Source organism: Bradyrhizobium sp. HKCCYLRH3097 (assembly GCF_051167875.1).
In the GTDB taxonomy this organism is placed as follows: Bacteria; Pseudomonadota; Alphaproteobacteria; order Rhizobiales; family Xanthobacteraceae; genus Bradyrhizobium.
The window spans coordinates 208,890-222,628 of sequence record NZ_JBNPTX010000010.1; the positions used below are offsets into that span (position 1 = coordinate 208,890).

The 13,739-nt window shown below is 65.0% G+C and carries 16 protein-coding genes; 6 read left to right on the forward strand and 10 right to left on the reverse strand.

Annotated features, from left to right (window positions below; translation table 11 throughout):
* The first annotated feature begins 87 nt into the window (after window positions 1-87).
* The 3 genes from ACQR0U_RS23420 to ACQR0U_RS23430 all read left to right on the forward strand — a co-directional run bounded on the left by ACQR0U_RS23420 (window position 88) and on the right by ACQR0U_RS23430 (window position 3,133).
* The gene (locus tag ACQR0U_RS23420; RefSeq protein ID WP_315713004.1) at window positions 88-705 is read left to right on the forward strand and encodes a LexA family transcriptional regulator; all 618 of its coding nucleotides are present in this window, start codon (window positions 88-90) and stop codon (window positions 703-705) included.
* A gap of 945 nt (window positions 706-1,650) precedes the next feature.
* The gene (locus ACQR0U_RS23425) at window positions 1,651-2,640 is read left to right on the forward strand and encodes a hypothetical protein (protein ID WP_316192889.1); all 990 of its coding nucleotides are present in this window, start codon (window positions 1,651-1,653) and stop codon (window positions 2,638-2,640) included.
* A gap of 217 nt (window positions 2,641-2,857) precedes the next feature.
* Window positions 2,858-3,133, forward strand: a complete 276-nt coding sequence (locus tag ACQR0U_RS23430; RefSeq protein ID WP_315713008.1) for a hypothetical protein — start codon at window positions 2,858-2,860, stop codon at window positions 3,131-3,133.
* Between the two features lie 50 nt (window positions 3,134-3,183).
* On the opposite strand, the gene ACQR0U_RS23435 is transcribed toward ACQR0U_RS23430, so the two are convergent.
* A complete protein-coding gene (locus ACQR0U_RS23435; RefSeq protein ID WP_315752890.1) occupies window positions 3,184-4,158 on the reverse strand; it encodes a quinone oxidoreductase family protein in 975 nt (324 codons plus the stop codon).
* 211 nt (window positions 4,159-4,369) lie between these two features.
* Between ACQR0U_RS23435 and ACQR0U_RS23440 the strand changes: the two genes are divergently transcribed.
* The 3 genes from ACQR0U_RS23440 to ACQR0U_RS23450 all read left to right on the forward strand — a co-directional run bounded on the left by ACQR0U_RS23440 (window position 4,370) and on the right by ACQR0U_RS23450 (window position 6,644).
* Window positions 4,370-4,630: a hypothetical protein gene (locus ACQR0U_RS23440; protein WP_315825146.1), complete on the forward strand. Its 261-nt coding sequence runs from the start codon at window positions 4,370-4,372 to the stop codon at window positions 4,628-4,630.
* Between the two features lie 177 nt (window positions 4,631-4,807).
* Window positions 4,808-5,131 (forward strand): DMT family transporter, encoded by a 324-nt coding sequence (locus tag ACQR0U_RS23445; protein ID WP_315713012.1) that lies wholly within the window; start codon window positions 4,808-4,810, stop codon window positions 5,129-5,131.
* 1,291 nt (window positions 5,132-6,422) lie between these two features.
* Window positions 6,423-6,644: a hypothetical protein gene (locus ACQR0U_RS23450; protein ID WP_315752889.1), complete on the forward strand. Its 222-nt coding sequence runs from the start codon at window positions 6,423-6,425 to the stop codon at window positions 6,642-6,644.
* A 47-nt stretch (window positions 6,645-6,691) separates the two neighbouring features.
* On the opposite strand, the gene ACQR0U_RS23455 is transcribed toward ACQR0U_RS23450, so the two are convergent.
* The 9 genes from ACQR0U_RS23455 to phnG are packed head-to-tail and all read right to left on the reverse strand — an operon-like array spanning window position 6,692 to window position 13,649.
* A complete protein-coding gene (locus ACQR0U_RS23455; protein WP_315752888.1) occupies window positions 6,692-7,303 on the reverse strand; it encodes a pyridoxamine 5'-phosphate oxidase family protein in 612 nt (203 codons plus the stop codon).
* A complete protein-coding gene (gene phnN / locus ACQR0U_RS23460; protein WP_315752887.1) occupies window positions 7,281-7,922 on the reverse strand; it encodes a phosphonate metabolism protein/1,5-bisphosphokinase (PRPP-forming) PhnN in 642 nt (213 codons plus the stop codon). The genes ACQR0U_RS23455 and phnN overlap by 23 nt, the downstream gene beginning before the upstream one ends.
* Window positions 7,919-9,076, reverse strand: coding sequence for an alpha-D-ribose 1-methylphosphonate 5-triphosphate diphosphatase (locus tag ACQR0U_RS23465; RefSeq protein ID WP_315752886.1), 1,158 nt, complete (start codon window positions 9,074-9,076; stop codon window positions 7,919-7,921). The genes phnN and ACQR0U_RS23465 overlap by 4 nt, the downstream gene beginning before the upstream one ends.
* 14 nt (window positions 9,077-9,090) lie before the next feature.
* Window positions 9,091-9,789, reverse strand: a complete 699-nt coding sequence (gene phnL / locus ACQR0U_RS23470) for a phosphonate C-P lyase system protein PhnL (protein WP_315752885.1) — start codon at window positions 9,787-9,789, stop codon at window positions 9,091-9,093.
* Between the two features lie 18 nt (window positions 9,790-9,807).
* Complete coding sequence (phnK, locus tag ACQR0U_RS23475) at window positions 9,808-10,602, reverse strand: phosphonate C-P lyase system protein PhnK (protein WP_315752884.1); 795 nt, start codon at window positions 10,600-10,602, stop codon at window positions 9,808-9,810.
* Window positions 10,595-11,479 (reverse strand): alpha-D-ribose 1-methylphosphonate 5-phosphate C-P-lyase PhnJ, encoded by an 885-nt coding sequence (locus ACQR0U_RS23480; RefSeq protein ID WP_315752883.1) that lies wholly within the window; start codon window positions 11,477-11,479, stop codon window positions 10,595-10,597. The genes phnK and ACQR0U_RS23480 overlap by 8 nt, the downstream gene beginning before the upstream one ends.
* Window positions 11,476-12,579, reverse strand: coding sequence for a carbon-phosphorus lyase complex subunit PhnI (locus tag ACQR0U_RS23485; protein ID WP_434844001.1), 1,104 nt, complete (start codon window positions 12,577-12,579; stop codon window positions 11,476-11,478). The genes ACQR0U_RS23480 and ACQR0U_RS23485 overlap by 4 nt, the downstream gene beginning before the upstream one ends.
* 3 nt (window positions 12,580-12,582) lie before the next feature.
* Complete coding sequence (gene phnH, locus ACQR0U_RS23490; protein ID WP_315825150.1) at window positions 12,583-13,194, reverse strand: phosphonate C-P lyase system protein PhnH; 612 nt, start codon at window positions 13,192-13,194, stop codon at window positions 12,583-12,585.
* Window positions 13,194-13,649: a phosphonate C-P lyase system protein PhnG gene (phnG, locus tag ACQR0U_RS23495; protein WP_315825151.1), complete on the reverse strand. Its 456-nt coding sequence runs from the start codon at window positions 13,647-13,649 to the stop codon at window positions 13,194-13,196. The genes phnH and phnG overlap by 1 nt, the downstream gene beginning before the upstream one ends.
* Between the last annotated feature and the right edge of the window lie 90 nt (window positions 13,650-13,739).

Consider the following 13,739-nt stretch of genomic DNA (forward strand, 5'->3'; position numbering starts at 1 on the left):
CCGATATTCCGAAGAAAAAGTCAAGCTTGAGTTCTGATTATTCGAAACATATAATCCCTTCCGAGATTCGCAAAAGAGGTCAAAGCCATGTTGGACGTTGCCATGATCGAGCGTGCACTCGAGAAGCCGGGAAAGACGAAAGGAGGGTTGGCCCGCGCCATGGGCGTGCGGCCGGGCGCGGTCTCCGAGATCCTCGGCGGCCAGCGCCTGATCAAGGCGGCCGAGATTCCGCTCATCACGGAATATCTGGAGCTCAATTCCGTCCCCATCATGGGGCGGGTCGGCGCCGGCTCGGTGATCGAGCCGGATTACGAGCAGGTGCCCGTCGAGGGCCTCGGCGAGGTCGCCCTGCCCTTCCCGATCTCCGAGGAGACCATCGCCTTCGAGGTCACGGGCGATTCGATGCTGCCGAAATACGAGAATGGCGACGTGATCGTGGTCTACCGCGAGCAGCGGCACCCGCTGTCGAGCTTCTACGGCGAGGAGGCGGTGGTACGCCTCAAGTCCGGCGAGCGCTACCTGAAGACGATTGAACGCGGCAAATCGCCGTCCGTGGTCAATCTGAAGAGCTTCAACGCCAAGCCGATCGTGGGGGTCAAGCTGGACTGGATCGGCGAGATCTTCGTCACCCTGCCACGCGGCCAGATCTCGCGGATCCGCGCCAAGGCGGCCGCCAAGTCGCGCGCCCGCGCGGCGAACAAGTAAGACTCGACGCCGGATGCAGGGGGAACGCCGCGGCGTTCTCCCTGCATCCCGCCTCCAAGGGAGGGTAGGCCCCGCGCCTGTGGCGCCGTCGTGATCAACAATTCTGAGCGACATATGGGGATGTGCGTCCTTAGCCTCGCGGCGCCCAGGCGTCCGAGTGATACAGTGGTCTCACCCTCTTCAAACGAGAGGGTGCAGGGAAGGCCGGACCTCGACTGAGGCCCGTGGCCCGCCTGCTCAAAAAACGCAGGCGGCAGGTACCACAGGTCCAGCCGGAACGATCCGGCCCTCCCTGCGCGATGGTTTTCACGGCTGCTTCGCGTTCTCCCCGGTGCGCCGGGCTTGTTGGTCACCGTCACCCACGCGGCGCTGTCAGCGCCGGCGCAGGCTTGATACCGGCATCGGGGTATCAGGACCACGCGACTTGACCGTACGAGCCGGTGTTGTTCGTCGGCGCGAATGACCACGCTGCAAACCGGCTCGCCCATCACTCCCCGCCTCCACGTGTCGTGACGACCGCGATACGCCCCTCTCCATGAGGCGGGATGCGCGTAGACAATCATGAATTCTGAAAAAGAGAAAGAAGAATCTTTCGGCCCGGCGGGCCAGACCGGGGCAATGCGTTGAAGCCTCGCCCAAAACAAGCGTTTCCGCACACGTCGTCTGCAGGCGATCGAAGGCCATGAACGGACCATCGTGCGGGCGCATCGACCCTGATTCGCCCGACGGGCGTGACGCCTTGCCACCAGCCGCGCCCGGCGCCCGGATCAGTCCTCGACCCGCAGCTCATCGCGATGGACGTAGCAGTCGGCATTCGGAGGCGGCGGTGGGACAGGCTGGTCTTCCGCTATCTCGGCTCCAAGCGGTGACCCGCCCCGACGATCCACGGGCCGCCAGCGAGCGGACCCGCTGTGCCATCGCGTCATCGCCGACGTCCGGCCGGCGTTGACGGCGTCGCGCAAGCGGATTGATCCCGATCAACGACCAGGCGCCGCGCCGGAGCAAACTCATCTTCAACCTGTGGCTGCACAGGCAGGACATGGGGGAAACGCCATCATGGGAAACGCCATGCGGAGATATCTTCTTGCCTTTACCTTGGTGATCGCCGCACTCGGCTTTACGTCGTCGGCGCGTGCGGGATGCTGGCCGAACGAAAACTTCCACCTCGTGTGCTGGCTGGATACCTATGGAACGGCGTGCGAAGCGCACCACGCGCTGACCAGCGTCAGAGCCGTGCTGTATCCAGAGCCGCGCTACTCGTACTATGAATTCGAGGTTTCGCACTGGTGGACGGCCCACAAGACCGTGGCCTGTCCGCCGAATCAAAAGACGACGTTCAGCGGTGTCTGGGACCGGGAAACCGGAAAGGCGGAGGAAACGGCGACCACCGGCATTTCGTCGGTGACGAGGCGCGTCTATTGCAGCAACAATCCCTGGACGGGCCAGGGGCCGCCGACGGTGCCGATCTGCTCATATCCGGCCGATGATCCGAACGTGGGACTGCCCGTCACCTCGGCGATGCTCACGCAAAGCCAGCGAGACGATCTGCTTCGCGTTCAGGAGCCGTTGCATACCCGTTGCCAGCAGATCAAGCCACTCGAGGACGAGGTGTCGTGGCTGAACGGTCGCCCCATCGTCGAGGTGGTCGCGTCCCATCATGAATATCAGAAGCTCGAATGGCATCTGTGGTTCATGGACTTCGGCGAGTTCGGACCGTGGCATGAGGTCGCGGCACCGAAGCCGAAGGGCCCTTTGATCTGGAAGGGCACGACCTATACCGAGCGCCGCATTGCGACATCGAGGCACAGATATTGGCTGAACAAGCCCGGCCGCTGGAAGGTGGTTGCGAAGCCGAAGCCGACCGCGGCGGCGGCGCAGGCGATCCCGATCAGCGTGACCACCGAATGTCCCGGCGCGACGTTCAACGTGCAGTGATGGGCGATGACGCGGTCCTCATGGCGTGCGGGAACATGCTTCCGCACGCCACGTCACATCGCCTGGACTATCTCTGCGCTGATACCGGCGTGGTCGCGGCCGCGCAGGCTGGGGATGGAGTCGGTGAGACGAGGGTGGACCGAATCAGTCTTGACAAAATTCTGATTTAAAGAAATAATGGAGCGATCACAGTCAGCCGAAGGCGAACCGGCGCTCCATGCAGTATTTCGTCGTGATGATCGACTACGGCCGGCGCGGACGCGAGGCCGTGGTCGATCCTGAGATGACCCGGCGCGACGTCGTTGCGCGCATCGCGTCGGGGGAATATTCGAACGTCAGCTTCATCCACGAGATCGTCGACCGGTCGGTTGCCGACGTCACGGCCGACATCATGTCCGAAGCCGCCCTGCCCGAGATCGATGGGCGGGACGCCGACCTGCAGGCCGCCCGGTCCGATCACCTCCGCGACCTGCGCAAGCACGAGCGGGTTTGACCCGGCTGCGCCGGCCCTATCGGGATCTCGCGACCGGAGGACGCGCCAGATCAGACCAGAAAGACCGTCGAGCCGGTCGTCTTGCGTGCCGCGAGATCGGCGTGAGCCCGGGCCGCCTCCTTGAGCGGATAGGTCTGGTTGACCTCGATCTTCACCGCGCCAGATTTGACCACGTCGAACAGCTCGTTGGCCATCGCGACCAGGCTCTCGCGCTTGGCGGCGTAGGTGAACAGCGTCGGCCGGGTCACGAACAGCGAGCCCTTCTGGGCGAGCAGCCCGAGATTGAGCGGATCGACCGTGCCGGAGGACTGGCCGAACAGCACGGCGTAGCCGAGCGGCGCGAGGCAATCGAGCGATTTCAGGAACGTGTCCTTGCCGACGGAATCATAGACCACGGGCACCTTCTTGCCGCCGGTGATCTCGCCGACGCGCGCGACGAAGTCCTCCCGCGTATAGATGATGGTGTGCTCGCAGCCGTGGGCCTTGGCCAGCTGCGCCTTGTCATCGCTGGATACGGTGCCGATGACGTGAACGCCGAGATGCTTGGCCCACTGGCTGAGGATGAGGCCGACGCCGCCGGCGGCGGCATGCAGCAGGATGGTCTCGCCCGCCTTGACGCGGTAGGTCTGCCGGATCAGGTACTGGGCGGTCAGGCCCTTGAGCATCATGGCAGCGGCGGTCTTGTCGTCGATCTCGTCGGGCAGTTTCAACAGCAGCGCGGCCGGCATCAGCCGCGCCTCTGAATAGGCGCCGAGCGGCGACGAGCCGTAGGCGACCCGGTCGCCCACCTTCAGGTCCGTCACCCCTTCGCCCAGTTCCTCGATCACACCCGCGCCCTCGCTGCCCAGTCCGCTCGGAAGCTGGACCGGATAGAGCCCGGAACGATTGTAGATGTCGATGAAGTTGAGCCCGACCGCCGTGTGGCGGATACGCGCCTCGCCGGGGCCGGGCTTGCCGACCTCGATCTGCTCCCAAGCGAGAACCTCGGGACCGCCGGTCTTGTGGAAACGAATGGCGTTCGTCATGGGTTATCCTCCCTGTCGGATCGCGCGACGCTGCGCCGCTCGGCCGCGCGCCGGCCCCCCTTGCGGGCCGTTCGAGCTTTGTTTTTCCGCGACCGAACCTCGGTCATCCGTAGCCGCTGTCGGCTCGGTTTGGCAATCGGCTTTGCCAGCCGGCACAGGAACAACGTTCACCGTTCCAGCGTTCATCGGCCATAGCGTGGAGTCCGAGCCCATGCCGCCCAAACGACGCAGCGCAGTAGTCAATCCGGCCATGCTGATCGAGCTGGCCTGCCACACCTTGATGGGCATCGCCATGGGGCTCGGCTTCGCCTTCGGGCTGACCCAACTGGATGCGTTCGGCATCTCGACCCTGATCGCCCACAGTGTCGATCCGCACGCGACGCTCGTGATCTTCGTCGGTGTATTGACGCTGTCCTTTGCTGTCGGCGCAACGCTGACAGGATTCGTATTCACGATGATGGAGGAGAGATAGACCCGACGCGCGCCCAGCTTGTCATATGCGCGTCGCGCAAACCATGCAGATGGACGGCAGGTTCGACCGGCGCGGAGATGACGAAATGGCCGGACTGCTCGGTGCAGGCGATCCGCGGCTTCGCGAGGCCCGCCTCGGATCTGTGGGCGATGTTACACCGTTGGGCGCGCGGCCCTCATGAACGGCTGGCTAGCTCTGTTCGCGGCCGGAGCTCTCGAGATCATCTGGGCGCTTGGCCTGAAGCATTCCGACGGCCTGACGCGCTTCTGGCCCAGCGTCGCCACCGTGATCGCCATTCTGCTCAGCTTCGCGATGATGTCGCTCGCGCTGCGCTCACTGCCGTTTGGCACCGCCTATGCGGTATGGACCGGGATCGGCGCGGCCGGGAGCATCCTCGCCGGTATGATCCTCTACAGCGAGCCGGCGGACCCGACACGGCTGATCTGCCTCACGCTGATCATCACCGGCATGATCGGGTTGAAGCTGAACTCGCCGGTCTGACACCATCGACGACCTCCGGCAGGAGCGCGACAGCTCGACGCTGCCGAACACGACCAGGGCGAGCACAAACGGCAACAGGTGATAGAGCGCGCGGAAGATCAGCAGCGCCGCCAGCAGGCGCTCCTGGTCAACGCCGCCCAGGCCCAGCAGGATCGTTGCGTCGAACAGGCCGATGCCGGCTGGGGCATGGCTGGCAAATCCAAGCAAGGTCGCGGCAATGAAGACCGCCATCAGCCGCGCGAGGTCGATGCCGAGTTCCGGCGGCATGAGGACGTACATTGCCAGCGCCGCGGCGCTGAGCTCGAACAGGCCGACCACGATCTGCAGCAGCACGGCGGGCCCGGACGGCAGTCGAACGGGCCAGCGCGCACTTCGCCGCCCGGGCCAGCTCCACACGACGAAGGCGGCAACGGCGCAAAGCAGTGCCGCGGCAACGAGACGGTTGATCGCCGGCGGCCAATATTCCATCCATCCGAAGGCATCCGGATCGATCATCAAGCTCAGGCCGAGCGCGGTGAGATTTCCGAGCCAGAAGGTCAGGCCGGTCAGGAAGCTGATATTGGCAATGTCGATCGCACCGAGCCGGTACGGCGCGTAGATCCGATATCGCACCAGTGGCGAGACCAGCGCGACCGCACCGATGCCGTGCGCGATCGGGTAGCTCGTGAAGCTGCCGAGCGCGGCGGCGCGATAGGGAATGTCCCGGCGGCCGATCGTCCGCAACGCGAACAGGTCGTAGAGCGTGAGGCTGGCGTAGGAGAGGACGATGAACGCCAGCGCCATCGCGATCAGATGAAGGTCCGTGGCCTCGACGATCGACAGAACATGAGCAAGGTCGAGCTTCTTGACGGCGCGTGCCAGGACATACACGGCCGCAGCTGCAATCGAGAGGCTCAAGGCCAGTCCGCCCAGACTGCGCAACCAGATTCTGCGGTTCGATCGCAGCGGCGGAACGTCGGTCAGGTCAGCCATTCAACGTGTTTCGCTTCAAACATGCGCCGGCCGATTCGAGCAGGACGATGGCGCCGTTTGACACACCGATGTGACAGCGGCGTTACCGTTGTGCGCTGCCCACATCGCTTAATTATCTGTTAACGACGGACGATCGTTCACCGCTACCAACACGGCGAGCTGCAATGCAGCACCACATTCGCGATCATTCAAATTTGAATTAATCGCGGGCGGGTTCGAGCGTAATGACGTGGACCGTATCAGTACGGATGCATGAAGGTCGCATCTTCGTCACGCGGACTTTCTAAGACGAGTGCCGGACGTCAACATTCGAGGCAGCATGAACGCGGAATTCGAACACGAACTCACGCCGGACCAATGGGAGACGCTGAAGGCGCTTCGCATTCCCGCGCGTGAACGCCGCAGGCTGAACGGCATGATTGTCGACGAGCTCACTGCATTTGGACTCGCCTCCATCGACAATGGCGCGGCAACACTCACAATGGCCGGCCGCAAGGCGCTCGTCAGGGGATCCTCACGCCTGCTCGATGTCGCAGCCTGATCTTTAGGAGCGCGGCCTCCCCTTTTTTGAAGAGCCGCGCTCCGAATTCACCACATCGATTTCCGCGCACGCTCGGGCCACTCGCGATCGTACGCCGCGCCGTCGATGTCGTTGGCCGTCATCGCCGCAAGGATCTGTCCCGGCGTAGGCAGTTGCTGCGGGTCGACCCGCTTGTCCGGGTTCCAGAGATCGGCACGAACGATCGCGCGCGCACATTGGAAGTAGATCTCTCCCACCGTCATGACCAGGACGGAGCGCGGCAGCTTGCCTTCCATCCGGAACGACTCCAACAGATCGGGAGCGGTCGACAGGTGACCGTGCCCGTTCACACGCAGCGTGTTGCCCGATCCCGGAATCAGGAACAGCAGTGCGATCCGCGGATCGCGCACGACGTTGCGCAAGGAATCCACGCGATTGTTGCCGCGGCGATCCGGCATCATCAGCGTCTTGTCGTCATGGATGCGGATGAAGCCGGGAAGATCGCCGCGCGGCGAACAGTCGAGACCTTCGGGACCACACGTCGCCAGCGCCACGAAAGGCGACTTCTCGATCATGATCCGGTAGTGCGGCGTCACGCGATCAGCCACCTTCGCCGTCGATGCCAGCCCCGTCTCGCCATAGATCGCCTCGAGCTGCTCAATCGTGGTGATGATCGACATGGCCGCTTCCTCCCTCGGATCCGATCGGTTCTGCGTCGATCGGTCGCTTGATGATGTTCGCCAGCCTGTGACCGTGCGGCTCGGGATCGCCGACATTGACGATCGTGACGTCCGCTGCGGCGTCCTCGCTCACCGCCCGGTGAAGACGCTCACCGATATCGCCGTCACTCGGGCGGTGCCGCTTGCCGAGCCGTTCGGCGAGAACATCCGCCGGCGCAGTGATGGCGATGACGACGACGTCGGCATAGTCCCGCCGCGCGGCGGGAATGATCGTTCGCGAGACGTTCACGACCACGATGCGGCCGGCCAGGATGTCATTCTTGATCGCGCGCGGCACGCCGTAGTCGTGTCCGTGGGCCTCCCAATGCAGCGCGAACTCACCGGCGCTGAGCGCCTCACGAAAAGCGGACGCGCTCATCTCGAGATTATCCTCGAAAGCCGAGGCCTCGCGCGTGACGATCCGCCGCGGAAAAACGATCCGGTCGTCGCCAGCGCATTCGCGGCGCGCCACATTGAGCAAGGTGTCCTTGCCCGCGCCGCTCGGCCCGACCACCAGGATCAGGCGGCCGGGACCGAGCTTCGCGGGCGTCTTCGCCGATGCAACCTCGGTTTCGCTCATGCCACCCGCTGTCCTTCCCGCCAGACGCTGCGCACGACCGACAACTGGCCCGCGACATGGACGCGGATCAGGTCCGCACGCTTGCCCACCGCGATCTCGCCGCGATCATGCAGGCCGACGGCGTCCGCAGGGGCCTTGGTGACGGTGCGGACGGCCGCCGCAAGACCGATGGACGGCACCCGCTGCGGCAATTGCAGCGCGCCCATCAGCAGGCTCGACGGGACGTAGTCCGACGACAGAATGTCGAGCAGGCCCTCGTGCGCCAGGTCCACGGCGGCGATATTGCCGGAGTGAGACCCGCCGCGCACCACGTTCGGAGCGCCCATCAGAATGCTGATGCCCGCCTGGTGAAGGCCCCGCGCGGCTTCCATCGTGGTTGGAAACTCCGCGACGGCGATGCCGTCCTTGATTGCATCGGCGACGTTCTCCTCCGTCGTGTCATCGTGACTGGCCAGGGGCACGTCATGGGTCTTCGCCAGTGCAACGATGTCGCGCATGTTCGGCGCCGCATAGGCCTGCTGATAGGCGAAGCGGCGTGCGAACATCACGTCGAGCTCCGCATCGGTCTTGCCGCCGCTCTTGCCGCGATAGTAGTCGCGCAGCTTGCCTTCGTCGCGAAACTGGCGCTGCCCGGGCGTATGATCCATCAGCGACATCAGCCGCACATCCGGACGCCCCGCCAGTTGCCGCGCCTCCTCGACCACGGTCGGCATCGGCACCTCGCAGCGCAGATGCAGGAAGTGATCGGACCGCAGCAGCCCGCCGTCGCGCGCCGTCGCGATCGCTTCCGCGAGCACATTGGCCTGGCCGTCGACGCCCTCGGCGCCCTCCTCGCTCCACACCCGCAGCGAATCCAGCACCGTCGTGATGCCCGCGGTCGCAAGTTGCCCGTCATAGGAAATGACCGCAGCAACGGGATCCCAATAGACCTTGGGGCGGGGCACGAAATGCGCCTCGAGGTGATCGGTGTGCAGTTCGACCAGCCCGGGCATCAGCAGGTCGCCGCCGGCATCCAGGCTGCCGGCCGGCGCCGCCCCCTCGCCCAGTTCCGCGATCAGGCCTCCGGCGATCGCCACCCAGCCCTGCTCGACGACCCGGTCGGCGAGGACCAGCCTGGCATTGCCTATCACGATATCGGACATGTTCGCGCTCATCTGCAATGTGTACCTCATGCCGCCGCAGCGAATGTCGTGACGTCGACCGTACGATCCGCAATCTGCGCACGGATATCGTCATCATGCACGATCGCGAGCATCGCCACCCCGTCCTTCTTCTTCGCCGCAATCAGGTCGACCACGACCGCACGGTTCGCCGCATCGAGCGACGCGGTCGGCTCATCGAGCAGCAGCACCGGGACGTCGGAGATGAAGCCGCGAGCGATGTTGACCCGCTGCTGCTCGCCGCCCGAGAAGGTCGATGGCGGCAGCGACCACAGCCGCTCGGGAATGTTCAGCCGCCGCAGCAGTCCTCCCGCCCGCACCCTCGCATCGTCGCGCGGCAGGCCGGCCGCGAGCAGCGGCTCGGCAACGACATCGAGCGCAGGGACACGCGGCACCGCGCGCAGGAACTGACTGACATAACCGATGGTCTGCCGCCTCGCATGGAGGACAAGGCGCGGCTCGGCGCCGGCGAGATCGGTCATCTCGCCGAGGTGCCGGACGCCGATGCGTCCGCCATCGCAACGGTAGTTGCCGAAGATCATCTTCAGGATCGACGACTTGCCGGCACCCGACGGTCCCGACAACACGACGCATTCGCCGGCCTTGACCTGGAACGACACGCCGCGCACCACGGGCAGCGATATGCCGCCCTGCAGATGCATGGTGAAGGTCTTCTCTGCACTTTCGACATCGATCATCACGGTCATCGCATTGGGCTCATTGCATCATGGCGGCAGGATCGAGGATACGAGGAGCTGCGTGTAAGGCTCGCGCGGATCGTCGAGCACCTGGTCGGTGAGGCCGGTCTCGATCACCCGCCCCTCCTTCATGACCATCACACGATGAGACAGCAACCGCGCCACGGCCAGATCGTGGGTCACGACGATGGCGGCGAGGCCGAGCTCGTTGACGAGGCTGCGCATCAGATCGAGCAGGCGCGCCTGCACGGACACGTCGAGTCCTCCGGTCGGCTCATCCATGAACACGAGCCTGGGCTCGGTCACGAGATTGCGCGCGATCTGCAGCCGCTGCCGCATGCCGCCGGAATAGGTCCGCGGCGCATCGTCGATGCGGGCAACGTCGATCTCCACGCGCGCGAGCCAGGACGAGGCGGTCTGCCTGATCTGACCGTAGTGATTCCAGCCGACCGCCATCAGCCGCTCGCCGACATTGGCGCCGGCGGAGACCGCCATGCGCAGGCCTTGCGTCGGGTCCTGATGGACATAGCCCCAATCGGTGCGGAACAGAAAACGGCGCTCCACCTCGCCAAGGCCGGCAAGATCGCGCAGCACCCCGTCCCGCATCCGATAGGACACGCGGCCCAACGTCGGCGCCAGTTGCGCCGACAGCATCTGCAAGAGTGTCGATTTGCCCGAGCCGGACTCGCCGACGATGGCGAGCACCTCGCCGGGATAGAGCACGAAGGAGACGTCGCGGCAGGCTGCCAACCGGCCGTAGCTCTTCGCAAGCCCTTCCGCGACGAGCAGCGGCTGATCGGATGCGCTGATCATCTCAGCCATGGGCGCTCTCCTTGTGCGGGGCGGCGCTCTGCTCGCCACGATGTCCGGACGCCTGGCGGCCCTCGCAGTAATCGGTGTCGGAGCAGACGAACATGCGGCTGCCCTTGTCGTCGGTCACGATCTCGTCCAGGTAGGAATCCTCCGCGCCGCACAGCGCGCAGGGTGCATCGAACTTGTAGCGCGTGAACGGATGGTCCTCGAAATCCAGCGAGACGACCGGCGTATAGGGCGGAATGGCATAGATTCGCTTCTCGCGTCCCGCACCGAACAATTGCAGCGCCGGGCAATTGTCCATCTTGGGATTGTCGAACTTCGGCGTCGGCGACGGATCCATCACGTAGCGCGCATTGACCTTGACCGGATAGGCGTAGGACGTCGCGATGTGGCCGAAGCGTGCGATGTCCTCATAGAGCTTGACGTGCATCAGGCCATATTCGGCCAGCGCATGCATGCGGCGGGTCTCGGTCTCGCGCGGCTCGAGAAAGCGCAGCGGCTCCGGGATCGGCACCTGATAGACCAGCACCTGCCCCTCGTGAAGCGGCGCCTCGGGAATGCGATGCCGGGTCTGGATCACGCTCGCCTCTTCCGTCGACGTCGTGGTCGCAACGCCCGCGGTCTTGGCGAAGAACTTGCGGATCGAGATCGCATTGGTCGTATCGTCCGAGCCCTGGTCGATGACCTTGAGCACGTCGTCGGGACCGAGAATGGCGGCGGTGACCTGTACGCCGCCGGTGCCCCAGCCATAGGGCATCGGCATCTCGCGGCTCGCGAACGGCACCTGATAGCCGGGAATCGCGATCGCCTTCAGGATCGCGCGACGGATCATCCGCTTGGTCTGCTCGTCGAGATAGGCGAAATTGTAGGTCGGCGCGTTCATTCCGCAGCCTCCTTCAATTCGGGAGCGGCATTGGCCTCGGCGAACTCCTGGCGCAGCTTGCGCAGCAGGCCGAGCTCGGACTGGAAGTCGACATAATGCGGCAGCTTCAGATGCTCGACGAACCCGGTCGCCTGCACGTTGTCGGAGTGCGACATCACGAACTCCTCATCCTGCGCCGGCGCGACCATGTCCTCGCCGAGCTCGCGCGCCCGCAAGGCGCGGTCGACCAGCGCCATCGACATCGTCTTGCGCTCGCTCTGCCCGAAGGCGAGGCCATAACCGCGCGTGAAGCACGGCGGCTCGGTCGCCGACCCCTTGAACTGGTTCACCATCTGGCATTCGGTCAGCTCGATCGATCCGAGCGGCACCGCAAAGCCGATCTCCTCGGCCAAGAACTCGACCTCGACTTCGCCGAAGCGGATTTCGCCGGCGAAGGGATGGTTGCGGCCGTAGCCGCGCTGGGTCGAGTAGCCGAGCGCGAGCAGAAAGCCCTCATCACCGCGTGCGAGATTCTGCAACCGCAGATCACGATCCGCGGGAAAGCCTAGGGGATCGCGGGTGAGATCGCCGACCGGCGCGCCAACATCGGCTTGCGGCGACGGCTCGATCAGCCCGTCCTGGCCGAGAATATCGGTGACACGCGGCGTCGGCGCATTCGGCGCCTCGGCACGGGCCGGCGGCTCCGGCTCGGCGGCGGCCGCCAACTGCGGATCGAGCAGCCGATGCGTATAGTCGAAGGTCGGCCCGAGCACCTGGCCGCCCGGAATGTCCTTGAAGGTCGACGAGACGCGCCGCTGCACCCGCATCGCACCGGTGTCGACCGGCTCGGTCGCACCGAAGCGCGGCAGGGTCGCGCGGAAGGCACGCACCAGGAAGATCGCCTCGATCAGATCACCGCGTGCCTGCTTGATTGCGAGCGACGCGAGCTCGCGGTCGTACAGCGAGCCCTCGGTCATCACGCGATCGACGGCAAGCCCCAACTGCTCGGAGATCTGCGCCAGCGAAAGTTCGGGCACATCGCGATCACCCCGGCGTTCATGCGCCAGCAGCCGGTGCGCGTTCTCGATGGCGCGCTCGCCACCCTTGACGGCAACATACATGCCTCACTCTCCTGCGGAAACGAGTCGGGTCGTTCGCGGGATGGCGACGATGGACGAGCCATCGACCAGCACCACATCGACACCACGCGGAAACAGCTTCTCATTGATCGACAGCCGCTCGAACAGATCGGCGGGCGCGACCGTTGCACGGAACGATGTCGTCCCGTCGATGCCAGGACCGCGCAGCTTGAACGCCGGCCCTCCGGACAAGCTCGGCACCTGCAGGATCAGCGTCGTCGAGCGATCAGGGTATTCAGCACTGCCGAGCGCGAATGAATCCAGATCAGGCAGCGCTTCGGCGTCCGCCGCCACCGCAAAGCAGGCGAGCGCGGCATCGGCGACGATCGGCGCCCCGGTGTGAAACTTGAGCCAGGCGCCGACCTCGGGCGTGCCGGCGAGCGGCGCATCGAGCCAGATCGGCGTATCGTGATCGAACAAGGTCAACGCGATCGCGGCAGCACCAGGCATCAACGACGACGGCCGGCCGACATTGCCCTCGACCTGCCGCACATTGCCCGGACGCGCCATGGCCTCCATGACGGTACGGAAGGTCGATTGCGCGGACAGGACATTGTCGGCGAAACCAGGCTGCAGATCGGAAGCGGCAGCAGCCATCAGCTTTCTCCTCGCACCATCGTATAGAAATCGACACGCGTGGCCGCAGCCTCCTCCGCTCGATGCTCCCGCGATGCGCGCATCAGCTCCTGCAGCGGCGCGACCACCTGAGTCTCGATCGATCGCGCATGGCTCGACGACTGGATCATCGCGTCACACAGCGCCATCAGACGCGCCTTCCCGGCGTCTCGTCCGAGCACATAGCCGAACCCGACCTCGCCGCTCTCCAGCCGTACCGCGGCGCGCGACACCGTCGCTTCGCCGACATTGAACGGCGCACCATCACCGCCGATCCGGCCCCGCAGCATCACGAGACCATTCTCCGCCGGACGCAGGTCGCGATACTCAGGCAGCGCCAGTCCGTCGAGCCTGACGCGGATGTCCTCATGCGAGGCATGCGCCAATACCCGCATCGCCGTCCTGCGCCGGTCCTGCATCGCGGTCTCGCCCTCCATCGTCACCTCGAACTTGCTATCGCGAAGTTGTCTATGTTAATAGACAACTTCGTAACGAAGCGCCATGACTGTTTGATGACATGGGCGTGA

Excerpts from the sequence above, each read along its gene's own strand:
- ACQR0U_RS23420 (WP_315713004.1), top strand. The coding sequence starts at position 88 with ATGTTGGACGTTGCCATGATCGAGCGTGCACTCGAGAAGCCGGGAAAG.
- ACQR0U_RS23430 (WP_315713008.1), top strand. The coding sequence starts at position 2,858 with ATGCAGTATTTCGTCGTGATGATCGACTACGGCCGGCGCGGACGCGAG.
- ACQR0U_RS23435 (WP_315752890.1), bottom strand. The coding sequence starts at position 4,158 with ATGACGAACGCCATTCGTTTCCACAAGACCGGCGGTCCCGAGGTTCTC.
- ACQR0U_RS23440 (WP_315825146.1), top strand. The coding sequence starts at position 4,370 with ATGCCGCCCAAACGACGCAGCGCAGTAGTCAATCCGGCCATGCTGATC.
- ACQR0U_RS23445 (WP_315713012.1), top strand. The coding sequence starts at position 4,808 with ATGAACGGCTGGCTAGCTCTGTTCGCGGCCGGAGCTCTCGAGATCATC.
- ACQR0U_RS23450 (WP_315752889.1), top strand. The coding sequence starts at position 6,423 with ATGAACGCGGAATTCGAACACGAACTCACGCCGGACCAATGGGAGACG.
- ACQR0U_RS23455 (WP_315752888.1), bottom strand. The coding sequence starts at position 7,303 with ATGTCGATCATCACCACGATTGAGCAGCTCGAGGCGATCTATGGCGAG.
- phnN (WP_315752887.1), bottom strand. The coding sequence starts at position 7,922 with ATGAGCGAAACCGAGGTTGCATCGGCGAAGACGCCCGCGAAGCTCGGT.
- ACQR0U_RS23465 (WP_315752886.1), bottom strand. The coding sequence starts at position 9,076 with ATGAGCGCGAACATGTCCGATATCGTGATAGGCAATGCCAGGCTGGTC.
- phnL (WP_315752885.1), bottom strand. The coding sequence starts at position 9,789 with ATGACCGTGATGATCGATGTCGAAAGTGCAGAGAAGACCTTCACCATG.
- phnK (WP_315752884.1), bottom strand. The coding sequence starts at position 10,602 with ATGGCTGAGATGATCAGCGCATCCGATCAGCCGCTGCTCGTCGCGGAA.
- ACQR0U_RS23480 (WP_315752883.1), bottom strand. The coding sequence starts at position 11,479 with ATGAACGCGCCGACCTACAATTTCGCCTATCTCGACGAGCAGACCAAG.
- ACQR0U_RS23485 (WP_434844001.1), bottom strand. The coding sequence starts at position 12,579 with ATGTATGTTGCCGTCAAGGGTGGCGAGCGCGCCATCGAGAACGCGCAC.
- phnH (WP_315825150.1), bottom strand. The coding sequence starts at position 13,194 with ATGGCTGCTGCCGCTTCCGATCTGCAGCCTGGTTTCGCCGACAATGTC.
- phnG (WP_315825151.1), bottom strand. The coding sequence starts at position 13,649 with ATGGAGGGCGAGACCGCGATGCAGGACCGGCGCAGGACGGCGATGCGG.